Annotated in this window: 15 protein-coding genes; 5 read left to right on the top strand and 10 right to left on the bottom strand. The window is 68.0% G+C overall.

Going from position 1 to position 16,636, the window contains the following annotated elements:
- On the bottom strand, positions 1–2,617 hold a 2,617-nt coding region (locus HWX36_RS27620; RefSeq protein ID WP_175956517.1), incomplete at its 3' end, for an efflux RND transporter permease subunit.
- A gap of 15 nt (positions 2,618–2,632) precedes the next feature.
- Positions 2,633–3,910 (bottom strand): efflux RND transporter periplasmic adaptor subunit, encoded by a 1,278-nt coding sequence (locus tag HWX36_RS27615; protein ID WP_175956515.1) that lies wholly within the window; start codon positions 3,908–3,910, stop codon positions 2,633–2,635.
- A 402-nt stretch (positions 3,911–4,312) separates the two neighbouring features.
- On the opposite strand from HWX36_RS27615, the gene HWX36_RS27610 reads away from it, so the two are divergent.
- Positions 4,313–4,954 carry a TetR family transcriptional regulator gene (locus tag HWX36_RS27610; protein ID WP_175956513.1) on the top strand — a complete coding sequence of 214 codons (642 nt, stop codon included), beginning with the start codon at positions 4,313–4,315 and terminating at the stop codon, positions 4,952–4,954.
- Positions 4,955–5,058: 104 nt separating this feature from the next.
- Here the strand turns inward: HWX36_RS27610 and HWX36_RS27605 are convergent, their stop codons facing one another.
- Positions 5,059–5,736 carry a cysteine hydrolase family protein gene (locus tag HWX36_RS27605; protein ID WP_175956511.1) on the bottom strand — a complete coding sequence of 226 codons (678 nt, stop codon included), beginning with the start codon at positions 5,734–5,736 and terminating at the stop codon, positions 5,059–5,061.
- A gap of 151 nt (positions 5,737–5,887) precedes the next feature.
- On the opposite strand from HWX36_RS27605, the gene HWX36_RS27600 reads away from it, so the two are divergent.
- Positions 5,888–6,904, top strand: a complete 1,017-nt coding sequence (locus HWX36_RS27600; protein WP_175956509.1) for a helix-turn-helix domain-containing protein — start codon at positions 5,888–5,890, stop codon at positions 6,902–6,904.
- 42 nt (positions 6,905–6,946) lie between these two features.
- Here HWX36_RS27600 and HWX36_RS27595 read toward each other — a convergent pair whose 3' ends face one another.
- The 7 genes from HWX36_RS27595 to HWX36_RS27565 all read right to left on the bottom strand — a co-directional run bounded on the left by HWX36_RS27595 (position 6,947) and on the right by HWX36_RS27565 (position 12,514).
- The gene (locus HWX36_RS27595) at positions 6,947–7,654 is read right to left on the bottom strand and encodes an SRPBCC domain-containing protein (protein ID WP_175956507.1); all 708 of its coding nucleotides are present in this window, start codon (positions 7,652–7,654) and stop codon (positions 6,947–6,949) included.
- A 28-nt stretch (positions 7,655–7,682) separates the two neighbouring features.
- Entirely contained in the window at positions 7,683–8,042 is a 360-nt protein-coding gene (locus tag HWX36_RS27590) for a DUF427 domain-containing protein (protein WP_175956505.1), read from the bottom strand.
- Between the two features lie 132 nt (positions 8,043–8,174).
- Positions 8,175–8,612, bottom strand: a complete 438-nt coding sequence (locus HWX36_RS27585) for a carboxypeptidase-like regulatory domain-containing protein (protein WP_175956503.1) — start codon at positions 8,610–8,612, stop codon at positions 8,175–8,177.
- 105 nt (positions 8,613–8,717) lie between these two features.
- On the bottom strand, positions 8,718–10,202 hold the full coding sequence (locus HWX36_RS27580) for a DegQ family serine endoprotease (RefSeq protein WP_175956501.1): 1,485 nt from the start codon (positions 10,200–10,202) through the stop codon (positions 8,718–8,720).
- A 111-nt stretch (positions 10,203–10,313) separates the two neighbouring features.
- On the bottom strand, positions 10,314–11,660 hold the full coding sequence (locus HWX36_RS27575) for an ATP-binding protein (protein WP_175956499.1): 1,347 nt from the start codon (positions 11,658–11,660) through the stop codon (positions 10,314–10,316).
- A gap of 3 nt (positions 11,661–11,663) precedes the next feature.
- Positions 11,664–12,326 carry a response regulator gene (locus HWX36_RS27570; RefSeq protein WP_175956497.1) on the bottom strand — a complete coding sequence of 221 codons (663 nt, stop codon included), beginning with the start codon at positions 12,324–12,326 and terminating at the stop codon, positions 11,664–11,666.
- Positions 12,293–12,514, bottom strand: coding sequence for a hypothetical protein (locus HWX36_RS27565; RefSeq protein ID WP_175956495.1), 222 nt, complete (start codon positions 12,512–12,514; stop codon positions 12,293–12,295). The genes HWX36_RS27570 and HWX36_RS27565 overlap by 34 nt, the downstream gene beginning before the upstream one ends.
- Here HWX36_RS27565 and dacB point away from each other — a divergent pair.
- The 3 genes from dacB to HWX36_RS27550 all read left to right on the top strand — a co-directional run bounded on the left by dacB (position 12,513) and on the right by HWX36_RS27550 (position 16,585).
- Positions 12,513–14,045, top strand: coding sequence for a D-alanyl-D-alanine carboxypeptidase/D-alanyl-D-alanine-endopeptidase (gene dacB, locus HWX36_RS27560; RefSeq protein ID WP_175956493.1), 1,533 nt, complete (start codon positions 12,513–12,515; stop codon positions 14,043–14,045). The genes HWX36_RS27565 and dacB overlap by 2 nt on opposite strands.
- A 393-nt stretch (positions 14,046–14,438) precedes the next feature.
- Positions 14,439–15,353, top strand: a complete 915-nt coding sequence (locus tag HWX36_RS27555; RefSeq protein ID WP_175956491.1) for a sterol desaturase family protein — start codon at positions 14,439–14,441, stop codon at positions 15,351–15,353.
- A gap of 95 nt (positions 15,354–15,448) precedes the next feature.
- The gene (locus tag HWX36_RS27550) at positions 15,449–16,585 is read left to right on the top strand and encodes an SGNH/GDSL hydrolase family protein (protein ID WP_175956489.1); all 1,137 of its coding nucleotides are present in this window, start codon (positions 15,449–15,451) and stop codon (positions 16,583–16,585) included.
- Positions 16,586–16,636: the final 51 nt, after the last annotated feature.

Here is a 16,636-nt window from a genome sequence, read left to right as displayed (position 1 = left end):
GCGCCTGCGAGCCGGACTGGATTTCCTGGAACGACAGGCCGGTCCACGAGTAGCCGATACCGACCGGCAGCTTCTTCGCGAGCCCTTCCATCGCGGTCATCGCCTGGCCGGTCGACTTGCCCGGTGCGGCCTGCCCCTGGATTTCCATCGCCGACACACCGTTGTAGCGCTCGAGTTTCGGCGAACCGTACGTCCAGTGACCGGTCGCGAACGCGCTGAACGGCACCATCCCGCCCGACCCGTTGCGCACGTACCAGATGTTCAGGTCTTCCGGCGTCATCCGGAACGGTGCGTCCGCCTGTACGTACACGCGCTTGATCCGGCCGTCGGTATCCAGGAAGTTGTTCACGTACTGCGACGCCCATGCGATCGAGAACGTCTGGTCGATCGCCGATGCCGTCACGCCGAGCGCGTTCGCCTTCTCGCGATCGATGTCGACCTTGTACTGCGGCGTATCGTTCAGGCCGTTCGGACGCACGCCCTGCAGCGTCGGATCCTTCGAGGCCATCCCGAGCAGCTGGTTACGCGCCGCCATCAGCGCATCGTGGCCGAGACCCGCGTTGTCCGTCAGCTCGAAGTCGAAGCCGGCAGCCGTGCCGAGCTCAGGAATCGACGGCGGGTTGAACGGGATCACCATCGCGTCCTTGTAGCCCGCGTAGCGCCCGAACATCCGGCCGATCAGCGCCTGCACCTTCTGGTTCGCATGCTGACGCTGCGAGTAGTCCTTCAGGCGCACGAACACGAGACCGGAGTTCTGGCCGCGGCCGGCGAAGCTGAAGCCGTTGACCGTGAACGCCGATTCGACGATGTCCTTCTCGTCCTTCAGCAGGTAGTCGGAAATGTTCGCGAGCGTCTTCGCGGTCGTTTCCTGCGTCGAACCCGACGGCGTCTGCACGATCACGAACATCAGGCCCTGGTCCTCATCCGGCAGGAACGACTTCGGCAGGCGCACGAACAGCAGGCCGACCGCGACGATCACGACCAGGTAGATGATGAGCCAGCGGCCCGAGCGCTTGATCACGTGGTGCACGCCGACGTGGTACTTGTCGCGGCTGTTGTTGAACGTGCGGTTGAACCAGCCGAAGAAGCCCTTCTTCTCTTCGTGATGCCCTTGCGGGATCGGCTTGAGGATCGTCGCGCACAGTGCCGGCGTCAGAATCAACGCGACGAGCACCGACAGCACCATCGCCGACACGATCGTCAGCGAGAACTGGCGATAGATCGCGCCGACCGACCCGCCGGAGAACGCCACCGGTACGAACACCGCCGACAGCACGAGCGCCACGCCGACGAGTGCGCCGGTGATCTGGTCCATCGCCTTGCGGGTCGCCTCCTTCGGTGACAGGCCCTCTTCCGCCATCACCCGCTCAACGTTCTCCACGACCACGATCGCATCGTCCACCAGCAGGCCGATGGCGAGCACGAGGCCGAACATCGACAGCGTGTTGATCGAGAAGCCGACCATCGACATGATCGCGAATGTGCCGAGCAGCACGACCGGCACCGCGATCGTCGGGATGATCGTCGCCCGCAGGTTCTGCAGGAACAGATACATCACGAGGAACACCAGCACGATACCTTCGAGCAGTGTCTTGACCACTTCCTCGATCGACAGCTTCACGAACGGCGTCGTGTCGTACGGGTACTTCACGACGAGGCCGTGCGGGAAGAACGGCGCCAGTTCGTCGATCTTCGCGCGCACGGCCTTCGCGGTCGCGAGCGCGTTCGCGTTGGTCGCGAGCTGGATACCGAGTGCCGCGGTCGGCTGACCGTTGTACTTCGTGTCGAAGTTGTAGTTTTCACCACCGAGTTCGATCTTCGCGACATCCTTCAGGCGAACCTGCGAGCCGTCCTGGTTGACCTTCAGCAGGATATTGCCGAACTGCGCAGGCGTCTGCAGCAGCGTCGATTCGGTGATCGTCGCCTGCAGCATCGTGCCCGGCGTGGCCGGCGTGCCGCCGATCTGGCCGCCCGCGATCTGCACGTTCTGTGCGGAGATCGCGGTCGACACGTCGACCGGCGTGAGGCTGTAGTTCGTCAGGCGGTTGGCATCGAGCCAGATCCGCATCGCGTACTGCGAGCCGAACAGCGTGACGGTACCGACGCCGTTCAACCGGCTGATCGGGTCCTTCACGTGCGACGCCACGAAGTTCGCGAGGTCGTACTTGTTCATGCTGCCGTCTTCGGAGTTGAAGGCGAGCACCAGCAGGAAGCTGCTGCTCGACTTCGTCACCGAGAGGCCGAGCTGCTGCACGACCTGCGGCAGGATCGGCGTCGCGAGCGACAGCTTGTTCTGCACCTGAACCTGTGCGATGTCGGCGTTGGTGCCCGGCGCGAAGGTCAGCGTGATCGTCGCGTTGCCCGAGTCATCGCTGGTCGACGACATGTACAGGAAGTTGTCGAGACCGCTCATCTGCTGCTCGATCACCTGCGTCACCGTGTCTTCCACCGTCTTCGCGGAAGCGCCCGGGTAGTTCGCGGTGATCTGGATCGACGGCGGCGCGATCGTCGGATACTGCGAGATCGGCAGCGTGAAGATCGACGCAACCCCGGCCAGCATCAGGATGATGGCGATCACCCACGCGAAGATCGGGCGATCGATAAAAAACTTTGCCATGAAACAGGCTCCCTGTTATTGCGCGCTCGAAGCAGCGGCAGCACTCGCCGGCGCGGCGCCCGATGCTGCAGCACCGGAAGCGGCAGCGGCGCCGGAACCGGCGGCAGCCGGCGCGGCGGTGGCGGCAGCGGCACCCGATGCGGCATCGGCCGCCGGTGCAAGCTGCGCGGCGACGGTCTTCACGGTCGCACCCGGGCGCACCTTCTCGACGCCCTGCACGATCACGTGATCGCCCGCCTGCAGACCGCCTTCGACGATCCAGTTCGGGCCCTGCATGCCCGTCGTCTTCAGCGGACGCGGCTCGACCTTGTTGCTGGCGTTCACCACCATCGCGATCGCCTGGCCCTTCTGGTCATGCGTGACGCCGATCTGCGGCACCAGGAACGCGTTCTCGTTCACGCCTTCCTCGATCCGCGCACGCACGAACATGCCCGGCAGCAGCACGCGGCCCGGGTTCGGGAACACCGCGCGGATCGTCACCGAGCCGGTGGTCTGGTCGACCGTCACGTCCGAGAACTGCAGCTTGCCCTGCTCCGAGTAGGTCTTGCCGTCCTCCAGGATCAGCGACACCTTCGCCGCGCCCGGGCCGCTCGTCTTCAGGCGGCCGCTCTGCACGTCCTGGCGCAGCTTCAGCCCGTCGAGGCTCGACTGCGTGAGGTCCACGTACACCGGATCGAGCTGCTGCACCGTCGACATCAGCGTCGCCTGGCTCGCCTGCACGTAGGCACCCGGCGTCACCTGCGAGATGCCGACGCGGCCGGTGATCGGCGACACGACATCGGTATAGCCGAGGTTGATCTGCGCGGTGTCGACCGCTGCCTTGCCGGCCGCGACGTCCGCCGCGGCCTGGCCTTGCGCGGCCACCGCGTTGTCGTAGTCCTGCTTGCTGACCGCGTTCGCGGCCACCAGCACCTTGTAGCGCGCGACCAGCGCATTCTGCGTGACGAGGTTCGCCTGCGCCCTCGCAAGGGTCGCCTTTGCACTATTCAGCGCGGCGATGTAAGGCGCCGGGTCGATCTTGTACAGGCGCTGACCGGCCTTGACGTCGGTGCCTTCGGTGAATTCACGGCGCAGCACGATGCCGTCGACCCGCGCGCGGACCTGCGCGACAAGGAATGCACTGGTGCGGCCCGGCAGGTCGGTGAAGACCGGTACGGCTTGCGGTTGGACGGTGACGACGCCGACTTCCGGTACTTGCGGCGGCGGTGCCGATTCTTTTTTTCCGCACGCGGCCAGGAAAACGGCGGCCGTCGCGACAGTGATTAAGCGGTATGGAACCCGTTCGACGCGCATGGAGCGACCTCTGTGTATAACCAATGGAATAAGTGCCGCACCCCACCGGAGGGAGTGCAACACGGATGCGCCTCACGGCGCAGATCGAACACCTGAAATACTGGACTGCTAGATACAGCAAGCGGCACGAAACCTCCGTGCCGACAGGTTGCCCCGCAACTGCGGACTGGTACTTTGGCGGGAATCAGCAGAGTGGGATATTAACTGATTGCCACTTGGGTCATTCGATCGTAGGGTGGTATTGTATATACATTCATGAATGTATGTAAAAAGCCCGTTTATGCCCCGCCCGCGGTCCAGTCTTACGGATTGTTACCAGCCGCAAGCATAGCCGGTCTACCTGGCTGCGACGAGGGTTGCAGACCCCAAATTCACCTACGATCATTCCAATCAGGCCTGCACATGGTCAGACGTACCAAGGAGGAGGCACTCGAGACGCGCAATCGCATTCTCGACGCCGCCGAGCACGTGTTCTTCGAGAAAGGCGTGTCGCATACGTCGCTCGCGGACATCGCCCAGCATGCCGGCGTGACGCGCGGCGCAATCTACTGGCATTTCGCGAACAAGAGCGAACTGTTCGACGCGATGTTCGACCGCGTGTTTCTGCCGATCGACGAACTGAAGCGGATGCCGCTCGACGCGCCGGGCGGCAATCCGCTCGAGAAGATCCGACAGATCCTGATCTGGTGCCTGCTCGGCGTGCAACGCGACGCGCAGTTGCGCCGCGTGTTCAGCATCCTGTTCATGAAGTGCGAGTACGTCGCCGACCTGGAGCCGCTGTTGCAGCGCAACCGTGCGGGAATGAGCGAGGCGCTGCACGCGATCGACGCCGATCTCGCGGGGGCCGTGCAGCTCAAGCTGCTGCCCGAACGGCTCGATACGTGGCGCGCGACGCTGATGCTGCACACGCTCGTCAGCGGTTTCGTGCGCGACATGCTGATGCTGCCCGACGAGATCGACGCCGAGCGGCATGCGGAAAAGCTCGTCGACGGTTGTTTCGACATGCTGCGCTACAGCCCGGCGATGCTGAAAGACGACGACTGACCGCGCTGACCGCGCGACGCGCGCTCGCCTGCGGTTTTTGTTTCATCGGGCGGCGCGCCGGGCCGCACCAACGCGCTGCCCACGCCCCCTTCTCCCCGCCCGGTTCAGGCCGCCTTCGCGCGCTGCGCGCGGGCCAGCCGGTTCGATCCGGCGACCGAACCACGCTTCGGCATCGGCGCGCCGGCGAGTCCCGCGATCCATGCGTCGGTCGGCATCACGGCCGCGAAATTCGACTGGAACACCACCGTGTACGCGCGGTGAATCTCCTCGGCGCTCGCCGCGCCTGCTTCGTTCTCGTAAGGCAGCGCGCCCGTCGCGTCGTCCAGGTACTCGACATTCAGCCCCGCGTGCGCCGCGTGATAGACCGTCGACGCATTGCAGTTATGCGTCATGTAGCCGGCCACCGCGAGCGTGTCGATCCCGTGCGCCTCGAGCCACGCGGCGAGGTCGGTCCCGGCAAACGAGCTTGCCTGCTTCTTCTCGATCAGGTGCGCGTATGGCCGGCCGGCAACGACCGCGTGCAGCGCGACGCCGTCGGAGCCGGGCGCGAAGATCGGCGCGCCGGCCGGCGCGACGTGCTGGACGACGATCACGGGCACGCCGGCCGCATGCGCGGCATCGATCGCGCGGCCGATGTTCGCGAGCGACACGTCGAGCGGCGGATACTCGATCGGCAGATTGCCCGTCACGTATTCGTTCTGGACGTCGATCACGATCAGCGCACGGCGGGAAGCCGGAGGGGAAACGATCGGGGAAGCGGAATGCGGGACGGCGTTCGACATGACGGGCTCCTGGTCCGGGGGCGCGGCCCCGCCCCGGAACGGGACGGCCAGCGGCGCGATGCGATGCATTGTCGGTGCGCATCGTTCACGCAGATAGTGGCCCGATAGTCATTCTTCGATAGAATCGGGCCATCGCCATTCCGGAGCCCCCATGACCGCCGTCGCCTCGTCCACCCGAGCCGCCCCGCCCGTTCCGACCGTCGTTGCCGTGATCGCGTACGACGGCATCAGCCCGTTCCACCTGTCGGTGCCGTCGGTCGTGTTCGGCAAGGAACGCGACGCGGCCGCCTCGCCTGCGTTCGAGTTTCGCGTCTGCTCGGCCGAGCGTGGCCCGCTGTCGACGACGGGCGGCTTCACGATCACCGCGCCATACGGGCTCGACGGGCTCGACGATGCGGACATCGTCATCGTGCCGGCATGGCGCGATCCGGACGAAGCGCCGCCCGACGTGCTGCTCGACGCCGTCCGCGCGGTCGCCGCACGTGGCGCGCAGCTCGTCGGGCTGTGCCTCGGCGCCTACGTGCTCGCCGCGGCCGGCCTGCTCGACGGTCGCCCGGCCACCACGCACTGGGCGTGGGCCGACGACTTCGCGCGACGCTTTCCGCGCGTGAAGCTCGATCCGGACGTGCTGTACGTGGACGACGGCAACCTGATGACGTCGGCCGGCACGGCAGCCGGGCTCGACTGCTGCCTGCACGTCGTCCGGCGGCGCTTCGGCTCCGACGCCGCGAACCAGATCGCGCGCCGCCTCGTGATCCCGCCGCACCGCCAGGGCGGGCAGGCGCAATACGTGCCGCAGCCGGTCGCCGCGCACCCGCGCGACGCACGGCTCGCGGAGCTGCTCGACTGGGTGCGCGCCCACCTCGACGCGGCGCACAGCGTCGATTCGCTCGCCGAACGCGTGCTGATGAGCCGGCGCACGTTCACGCGCCACTTCCGCCAGGCGACCGGCACGACCGTCACCGCGTGGCTGCAGGCCGAGCGGCTCGCGCGCGCGCAGCATCTGCTGGAGACCACCGGACAATCGATCGACGCGATCGCGCAAGCGGCCGGCTACGGGTCGAGCGTGTCGCTGCGCCAGCATTTCGCGGGCGCACTCGGCACGTCGCCGTCGGCCTATCGAAGGGAATTTCGCGGCGCCGGAGCCGGCGCCGAGGTCGTGCGGTAACGCGCGTGCCGAGCGGGCCTCGCAGCGGAACCGGCCGGCCGCTCAGCCGCCGTTGATCCAGCGTGCCGCGTAAAGCAGCAGCGCGACGAAGACGATCATCGCGGCCCACGCCCACACGGGCACCGTGCCGGAGCCGCGATGCGGGAGCGCGCTGGCGGCACGCCCGGTCAGCGCGCCGCCGAGGTGCGGCGGCAGCGCGCGCTTCGTCGCGGCCACCAGCGACGCCGGCCGCAGGAACACGTGCTGGCGCCGTGGCGCGGCCGAGCGCGCGCGATTCGGCGCAAGACCGTGCTTCGCCTGCACGACCGCACAGAATTCACGGAAGAAATCGTCGGTCCATTCGCGCAGCGTATTTTCGATCTGCCGCCCCGGAAGCTCGGTGAGCGGACCGCTCGCCGTCGCCCAGACCACGTACTCGATGCGCGTGGCGTGCGCGTCGTCATCCGGCATCAGGACAAGTTCGACCTGGCCGCGCAGCGCGCCGAGCCCGTCGGCCCGGGCCTTGAAGTTGAGCACGCGGCGCGGCTGCCCTTCCGCGTCGCCCTGCTCGGCGGCGGCATGCGCACGCACGTCGTAGCGGGCGCGCAGCGGGCCGAGCGGCACCGTGATCGTCAACGCAAACTCGCCATGCGCAAGCTTCACGAAGGATTCGCAGTGCTCGAAGCTCGCGCGCAGCAACGCGAGATCCTCGAACGCCTCCCGCACGACAGGCGGGGCGAGCGGTATCCGTAATGTGTCGTTCAGTTCCATGACGCCTCCCCGATGAACACGCGCCGCATCAGGACGTCTCGACGAGACTGTCGATCCGTGCAGCGTCGAAGGCCACGTAGTGCGCGAGCGCCAGCGCGGCCTCCTTCGGTTCCTCGTAACTCCATGCGGCGTTCTCGATCACGCCGTCTTCGGTCTGCAAGTCGAAGTGCACGGCCTCGCCCCTGAGCGGGCAGGCCGACGTGACGCCTGATTTCACGAGCCGGCGCATGTTGACGTCGCCGCGCGGCAGGTAGTGGGTGTCCGGCAGGCCCGTTTCGCGCACGGTCAGCGCGCCGTGCGAATCGGCGTACGTGATGCCGCGATGAATAACGCGAACGCGATGGCGGTTCGGCACGATTTCGAGACGAGGGTCGGCTGCGTCGGACATCGTTTCTCCTTGGGGCGGTCAGGCCAAGCCAGGCTCAGGAAACGAAAAAGCCACGGCACGAGTGCCGTGGCTTTCATTATGGGCGAAACCGCAGCCGAATGCGCGACCCCGATCGGGGCCGCGCGCGGCGGGCTACTGCGCGCTCCACTGGAATGCGGTTTTCGCACCGCCCTTCGCGCCGACCGTGACGGCGCGGGATTCCTCGTTGCCCTGGTACGACGCATGCACCGTATAGCGGCCCGGCGGCACCTTCACGAGCATGTACGGCCCGCGCGCGTCGGTCTTCAGCACTTCGTTACCCTTGCCGTCGACGATCCGCACATGGACGTCGGCCAGGAACTCGCCGCCCTTGCCGGTAAACCGCAGCGCCAGCGGCCAACTCGACTCGTTGCGCTGGAACGCCGTCGATTCGTCCTGTCCGACGCCGCCGGACACGAAGGTGACGTCGCCCTGCTGGCGCGCGGCGGGCAAGCCGTCCGACTGCGCGTACGCGCCGGTCGCCCCGGCTGCGAGGCCGGCGGCCAGCGCCGCGGCGACGGCAATTCGGGACACGTTGCGTAGATATTGCATGGCTCCCTCCTTGGGGTCGGAACACATACAGGGCGCCGCGTCTCCCATTCGGAACGGCGGCGGCGCCCGCCGCGGCCGGCCTGGCCGGCCGTCGGCCGTAGCCGGTCAGCTCAGGTCGACCGGCACGAAGATCTGTGCATTATCGCGCTGGATCAGCAGAGCAAGACTGTTGCCCGCGCTCTTGACCGCGTCACGCAACTGCTCGGGGCTCGTGACCGGGCGGCCGTTGACCGCGAGGATCACGTCACCGGGCTGGATGCCCGCGTTGGCGGCCGGCCCGCCGGCCTGCTGCACGATCAGGCCGTGCGACAGGTTGTCGGCGCTGCGCTCCTGCGGCGACAGCGGACGCACCGCGACACCCAGGCGCCCCTGCTCGACGGGGCCGCCGTCATTCGACGCGAGCTTCGCATCGGCCATCGCGCCGAGCGTCACGCTGATCGACTTCTTCGACTTGTCGCGCCAGATCTGCAGGTCGGCCTTCGAACCCGGCTTCAGGTTCGCGATCTGCGCGGGCAGCGACGTCGAATCGGCGACCGGCGAGCCGTTGACCGACAGGATGACGTCACCCGGCTGCAGGCCGGCCTTCGCGGCCGGGCCGTTCGGATCGACCGAGCTGACGAGCGCGCCGTCCGGCTTCTGCAGTCCGAACGAGCTCGCGAGCGTCTGGTTCAGCCCCTGCACGGCGACGCCGAGGCGGCCGCGGCTCACGTGGCCCGTCTTCACGAGCTCGTCCTTCACCTTGATCGCCTCGTTGATCGGGATCGCGAACGACAGGCCCTGGAAGCCGCCCGTCTGCGAGTAGATCATCGAGTTGATGCCGATCACCTCGCCTTGCAGGTTGAACAGCGGGCCGCCCGAGTTGCCGGGGTTCACCGGCACGTCGGTCTGGATGAACGGCGTGTAGTTCTCGTCGGGCAGCGCGCGCGACTTCGCGCTGATGATGCCCGACGTGACCGTGTTGTCGAAGCCGTACGGCGAACCGATCGCGACGACCCACTGGCCGACCTTGCTCTGCGCCGGGTCGCCGATCTTCACGGTCGGCAGGCCGCTCGCGTCGATCTTCAGCACGGCGACGTCGGACTGCTTGTCCGAGCCGACGACCTTCGCCTTGTATTCGCGCTTGTCGGTCAGCTTGACCGTGACGACGTTCGCGCCGTCGATCACGTGCGCATTGGTGAGGATGTACCCGTCGGAGCTGATGACGAACCCGGAACCAAGGCTCGCGCTCGGCTGGTCGTCCGGCTGCGCGTCGCCGCCCATGCCCGGCACCTGGCCGTAGAAATGCTTGAAGAACTGGTAGAACGGATCGCTCGGGTCGATCGGCAGTTGCGGCTGCGGCACGCGCCGCGACACCTGCTTCACGACGTGCTTCGCGCTGATGTTCACGACCGCCGGGCCGTAGGTCTCGACGAGCCCCGAGAAATCGGGAATGCCGGTCTTGGCGGCCGCTTCGGCCGGCATCAGCGCGGCAGCCTGCGCCGGCGTGATGATCTGCGGATCGGCGCGGCGCGTGCCGGCGACATAGCCGGCGGACAGGGCGGCCGCCACGGCGACCGCGACGGCGCCGCGCGCAAGGAATCGGGTGTTCATCGTAGGACCTCCTCGTTGTTAGAACGCAGCGTAACGACCCTGACTTAAAGGAGGCTTAATCAGCCTTAAGCGGGGCTTAAGCGGCCGCCGGCGCGCGCCCGGCGGCGTTCTTCACACGGATTCGGACGGCTGCGGCGCCTCGGCCGGCATCTCGGCATCGCGGAACACGACGCTGACGAGCAGGCCGCCCGCGGCCGCGTCGCCGAGCGACACCGTCGCGCCCTGCTGCGCCGCCACGCGCTTGACGATCGCGAGCCCGAGCCCGCTGCCCGACACGTCGGTGCGCGCCCGCGCGGAGCTGTCGCGGTAGAAGCGGTCGAACACGCGCTCGCGCTCGTCGGCCGGAATGCCGGGCCCGCTGTCGCCGATCTGCACGCATGCGCGACCGGCCGCGTCGCGAGTCAGCGACACGTCGATGCGGCCGCCGTCCGGCGTGTACTTCACCGCGTTGTCGAGCAGGTTGCCGAACATCACGCGCAGCGCGCCGACGTCCGCGACGACGCTCGCCGCGCGCGTCTCCTCGAAACCGAGATCGATGTCGCGCCGCTGCGCGAGCGGCGCCAGCGCGGCCACGCACTCGGCGAGCAGCGCCTGCAGGTCGACCGGCTCGCGCATCGTCGCGCCATCCGGTTCGGCGCGGGCGAGCGCGAGCAGTTGCTCCGTGAGACGCGTCGCACGCGACACGCCATCCTGGAGATCCGCGACCGCCTCGCGGCGCGATGCGTCGTCCTTCGCGCGGGCGACGAGCTGCGCCTGGATCTGCACGGCCGCGAGCGGCGTGCGCAGTTCGTGCGCGGCGTCGGCCACGAAGGCCTTCTGCGTGTCGAGCGCGGCCGACAGCCTCGCGAGCAGCCCGTTCAGCGCCCGTACGAGCGGCTGCACCTCGAGCGGCAGGCGCGCATCGGGCAGCGGATCGAGCGCTTCCGGCCGGCGTGCCTCGACCGCGCGCGTCACGCGGCCGAGCGGTGCGAGCCCGCGCCCGACGATCACCCACACGGCCGCACCGAGGAACGGCAGCAGCACGATCAGCGGCCACAGCGTGCGCAGCGCCACGTTCGCCGCGAGCCGGTTACGCACCGACAGCGGCTGCGCGAGCTGCACGACGTTGTCGCCGACGATCGCGCCGTACACGCGCCATTCGCCGCGATCGGTGCGCTCGGTCGAGAAGCCGAGCTCCGCGCGCGGCGCGATCGGCGCACGCGGATGCGAGAAGTACATCAGCACGCCGTTGCGGTTCCATATCTGGATCACGATGCCTTCGTCGCCGTTGGTGCGCGAACCGAACACCTGCGAGAACGGCTCGGACGGCAAGGCCGCCGCGATTTCCTGCAACTGGTAGTCGAACAGTTCGTTCGCCTCGGCGAGCGCCTGCCGGTAGATGAGCCAGCCCGCGATGCCCACGCCCGCGACGACGATCGCGAGCAGCCAGATCAGCAATTGATGACGAATCGACCTCACGCGTCAGCTTTCCTTGACGACCATGTAGCCGAGCCCGCGCACGTTGCGGATCAGGTCCGAGCCGAGCTTCTTGCGCAGCGCGTGGATGTAGACCTCGACCGTGTTGCTGCCGATCTCCTCGCCCCAGCCGTACATCTTCTCCTCGAGCTGGCTCTTCGACAGCACCGCGCCGGGCCGTGCGAGCAGCGCCTCGAGCAGCGCGAACTCGCGCGCGGACAACGCGACGGGCACGCCGTCGAGCGTCACCTGGTGCGAAGCGGGATCGAGCGTCAGCGCGCCATGGCGGATCAGCGATTCGCTGCGCCCGGCCTGGCGGCGGATCAGCGCGCGCATCCGTGCGCCCAGTTCATCGAGGTCGAACGGCTTGACGAGGTAGTCGTCGGCGCCCGCGTCGAGCCCCTTCACCCGATCGGCCACCGCGTCGCGCGCGGTGACGATCAGCACCGGCAGCGCCAGCCCGCGTGCGCGCAGCGTGCGCAGCACGTCGATGCCGTCGCGCTTCGGCAAGCCGAGATCGAGCAGCAGCAGGTCGTACGCCTCGCCGCCGAGCGCCGTCAGGGCGGCGTCGCCGTCCTGCACCCAGTCGACCGCAAAGCCGTCCGAGCGCAGCGCCTTGCGCACGCCTTCGGCAATCATTCGATCATCTTCGACAAGCAGAATCCGCATCGGGACTGGCATCCATGGGGCAACTCAAACACGTCGACCATTGTAGCGCCGCGAATCGCATGCGCGGCACCGTGCAATGCAACAGAAAGGCGGATTGCAAGGGGGCTGTCCGGACTTGTCTCTACAATGTGCGCTTTGGCGCCGCGCGCGCCCTGCCCGAACGTCGTGCTTTTCCCGTATTCGCTCATGCCGATTTCCGATCTTTCCACCCGGTTCGCCCCCCGCGCCCGCACCTGCCTGCGGGCAGCCGCCATCGTCGCCACCTGCACGGCCCTCGCCTTCGCGCCTGCCGCGCAGGCCCGCAAGAAATCCCACAAGGAAGCGCACAAGACGACCGTCGTGTCGCCCGCCGCACGCGCGGCCGGCCTGCCGGCGTCCGTGCTCGTCGCGCTGCAGCGCGCGAAGGTGCCGGCGTCGGCGATGAGCGTCGTCGTCGAGCGCGTCGGCGATCCGGAACCGCTGATCGCGTGGAATGCGAGCCGGCCGATGCTGCCCGCCTCGACGATGAAGCTCGTGACGACCTTCTCGGGCCTGTCGATCCTCGGCCCCGACTACCGCTGGCGCACGACCGCCTACACGGACGGCACGATCGATCCCGACGGCACGCTGCAGGGCAACCTGTACATCAAGGGCACCGGCGATCCGAAGCTCGTGCCCGAAGAGCTGATCGACCTCGTCGACAAGCTGCGCAAGGCCGGCGTCAAGCGCGTGACCGGCGGCCTGGTGCTCGACAAGAGCTACTTCGCGGCATCGACGCGCGATCTCCCGTCGTTCGACGACGACGCGAGCGCGCCGTACAACGTCGGCCCCGATCCGCTTCTGTACGCGTTCAAGGCCGTGTCGTTCACCGTCACGCCGGGCGACGACGGCAAGGTGGCCGTCGACGTGCTGCCGCCGCTCGCGGACCTGTCGATCGACAACCAGCTGGTCGAAGGCACCGGCTCGTGCAGCGCGGCCGCCGCGGCCGCGCGGCCGACGCTGACCGCCGACGGCGGGATCATGACCGCCTCGTTCGCCGGCGACTACCCGCTGCGTTGCGGCGCGCACACGACCAACCTCGCGATCCTCGATCACACGACGTTCTTCGCGCGCGGCTTCCTCGCGCTGTGGCAGCAGGACGGCGGCACGATCGCGGGGCCGGTGAGCGAAGGCAAGGTGCCGGCCACCGCGCGGCCCCTCGCCGTGCACCACAGCCCGGTGCTCGGCAGCATCGTCTACGACATCAACAAGTTCAGCAACAACGTGATGGCGCGCAACCTGTTCCTGACGATCGGCGCGGTCAGCGGCAAGCCGCCCGCGACGCCCGAGCAGTCGAGCCGCGTGATCCAGGCGTTCCTGCAGAAGAACGGCATCGCGATGCCCGACCTCGTGCTCGAAAACGGCTCGGGCCTGTCGCGCGACGAGCATGTGAGCGCGCTGTCGCTCGCCGCGCTGCTGCAGGCCGCGAACGCGAGCCCCGTCGCGCAGGCCTTCGTCGATTCGCTGCCGATCGCCGGCATCGACGGTACGATGAAGAACCGCCTCACCAACGCCGGCGTGCTCGGCAACGCGCACATCAAGACCGGCACGCTGCGCGACGTGCGCGCGATCGCCGGCTACGTCGCCGGCGCGGACGGCCAGAGCTACGTCGTCGTGAGCTTCATCAACGACGATCACGCGGAAGCCGCGCGCGCCGCGCACGACTCGCTGCTCGAGTGGATCTACGCAGGCGCCCACTGACGTTTCCGCGCGCCGCGACACACGGCGGCCCTGCCGCCGGCGCTTGGCGGCTCGCCTCCGCATCGGGCCGCACCCGCACGACGGGTCGACCTGGCGGGCCGCCGGGGCGGCCCGCCCGCGCGCCTGCACACCGCATCCCGCCCTCCCCGGTTTGAAACGGTAGCCGCCTCCGGCGCGCACCGCACCGCGCACCACCCGCGCCTGTGAAACAGGGCCATACCGCCCGGCCCCGTGCCGCGCGGCTTCCGTAAAAACCCTGTCCTCAGAGGGAACCCTCTACGCTCCCCCCTCGCCTAGCGCGTGGCGATTGCGTAGGCTGTTGGCCTGACCGATATCTACAACGGGCCATACGCCCGGCCTCAAGGCTTGCAGGGGAAAGAAGGAGACACGCCCATGCGATTCGACGTCGAATTGCTTCTGCTCGCGCTGGCGCCCGTCTTCCTGCTCTGCATCGCGTGGGAGGCCTGGCACCTCGCCCGCACTCGTGCGCAGGACCCTGTCTATGCGTGGCGCGACACGCTGTGCAACGCGGCGCTCGCGCTGATGCACCAGGGCGCCGACAAGATCGCGTGGCTGTTCGTGATCCCCGTCTACGCGTACTGCTACCAGCACTATCGCCTGTTCACGTGGCACGACGGCTGGCTGTCGTTCGCGGTGCTGTTCGTCGCGCAGGATTTCCTCTACTACGTATTCCATCGCGCAAGCCATCGGGTGCGCTGGCTGTGGGCCGCGCACGTCGTGCACCACTCGTCCGAACGGATGAATTTCTCGACCGCGTTCCGCCAGAGCCTGATGTACCCGGTCGCGGGGATGTGGGTGTTCTGGCTGCCGCTCGCGTTCGCCGGCTTTCCGCCGCAACAGGTCGTCGGCATCGTGCTGATCAACCTCGCGTTCCAGTTCTTCGTGCACACGCAGGCGATCGGCAAGCTCGGCTGGCTCGAATACGTGCTGAACACGCCGTCGATCCACCGCGCACACCATGCGCGCAACCCGCGCTACATCGACCGCAATTACGCAGGCGTCCTTGTGATCTGGGATCGCCTGTTCGGCAGCTATGTCGAGGAAACGCCCGACGATCCGCCGCAGTACGGGATCGTCGAGCGGCTCGACTCGAACAACCCGCTCGTCGCGACGTTCCACGAGTGGATATCGATGGCCGGCGACGCGTTGCGCGTCGACGGCTGGCGCAACAAGCTGCGCGCGATTTTCGGCCCGCCCGAATGGGCGAGCGCTTATCATGCGCAGGTTGCCGAGGCCGCGAACCCCGATCCGCGCACCGAGCCGCTTGCGGCTGCGCGAGACCAATAAACCGTTTCAGCCAACGGCCGCCGCGCAGCCCGGAACCGAGCAGGCACGCGGCAGATGAGAAACACATCAGGCCATATCTACGAGGAGATCGAACGATGCAGACACAACAACACGCACCCGCCCGCACCCGTCGGCGCATGCTGCGCACCGCGCAAGTCGCGATCGCCGGCGCCGCGCTCGCGCTGCTCGCCGCATGCGGCGGCGGTGACGACAACAACGGCAGCAGCGCATCGAACACGCCGCCGTCGGGCGTAAAAATGCAGATCGTGTCGTTCGGCGACAGCTTGTCCGACGCGGGCACCTACTCGCAGATCAAGCTCGGCTTCGGCGGCGGCCGCTTCACGACCAACCCGGGCCAGGTGTGGACGCAGGACGTCGCGCAGTACTACGGCGACACGCTGCAACCCGCGAACCAGGGCGGCTTCGGCATTCCGCTGCAGGCCACCGGCGGCCTCGGCTACGCACAGGGCGGCTCGCGCGTGACGCAACAGCCGGGCATCGGCCACGCGGACGCCAGCGTGCCGAACGCCGACTACGCGCAGGCGACCACGACGCCGATCGCCAGCCAGCTCGCGCAATACCTGCAGCAGCGCGGCAGCTTCAACGCGAACCAGATCGTGCTGCTGAACGGCGGCGCGAACGACATCTTCTACTGGGTCGCGGCGCTGCAGGCGGGCGCCGTCACGCAGGCGCAACTGCAGGCGGGCATCCAGACCGCCGCGCAGCAGCTCGCGGGCCTCGTCCAGCAGATCGTCGCGTCCGGTGCGACGCACGTGTTCGTGTCGAACGTGCCGGACATCGGCGGCACGCCGCTCGCGGTCCAGGGCGGCTCGCAGACGACCCTCACGCAACTGTCGATGCTGTTCAACGGCACGCTCGCCGCGACGCTGCAGGCGCTGAAGGTCGACACGACCAAGTACGTGCTGCTCGACACGTTCACGTGGCAGGACGGCATCCTCGCCAACTACCAGGCCAACGGCTTCTCGGTGTCGAACACGGGCACCGCGTGCAACCTGCAGGCGATGGTCCAGTCCGCGATGCAGTACGGCCTCACGGGCGCGAACGCGGCCGCATTCGGCTCGTCGCTGTTCTGCTCGCCGCAGACCTACACGGTCGCGAACGCGGACCAGACCTACATGTTCGCCGACACGGTCCACCCGACGACGCACCTGCATGCGCTGTTTGCGCAGTACGTCGAACAGCAGATCGCGAAGTCCGGCGTCGGCAAGTAAGCAGCCGGCCACACGCCCAAACGAAAACGCCCGACCGGTTTGCCGGTCGGG

Source organism: Burkholderia sp. BCC0405 (assembly GCF_902833075.1).
In the GTDB taxonomy this organism is placed as follows: domain Bacteria; phylum Pseudomonadota; class Gammaproteobacteria; order Burkholderiales; family Burkholderiaceae; genus Burkholderia.
Note: the sequence above shows the minus strand (reverse complement) of the source record. Positions and strands in the feature narration are given on the sequence as shown.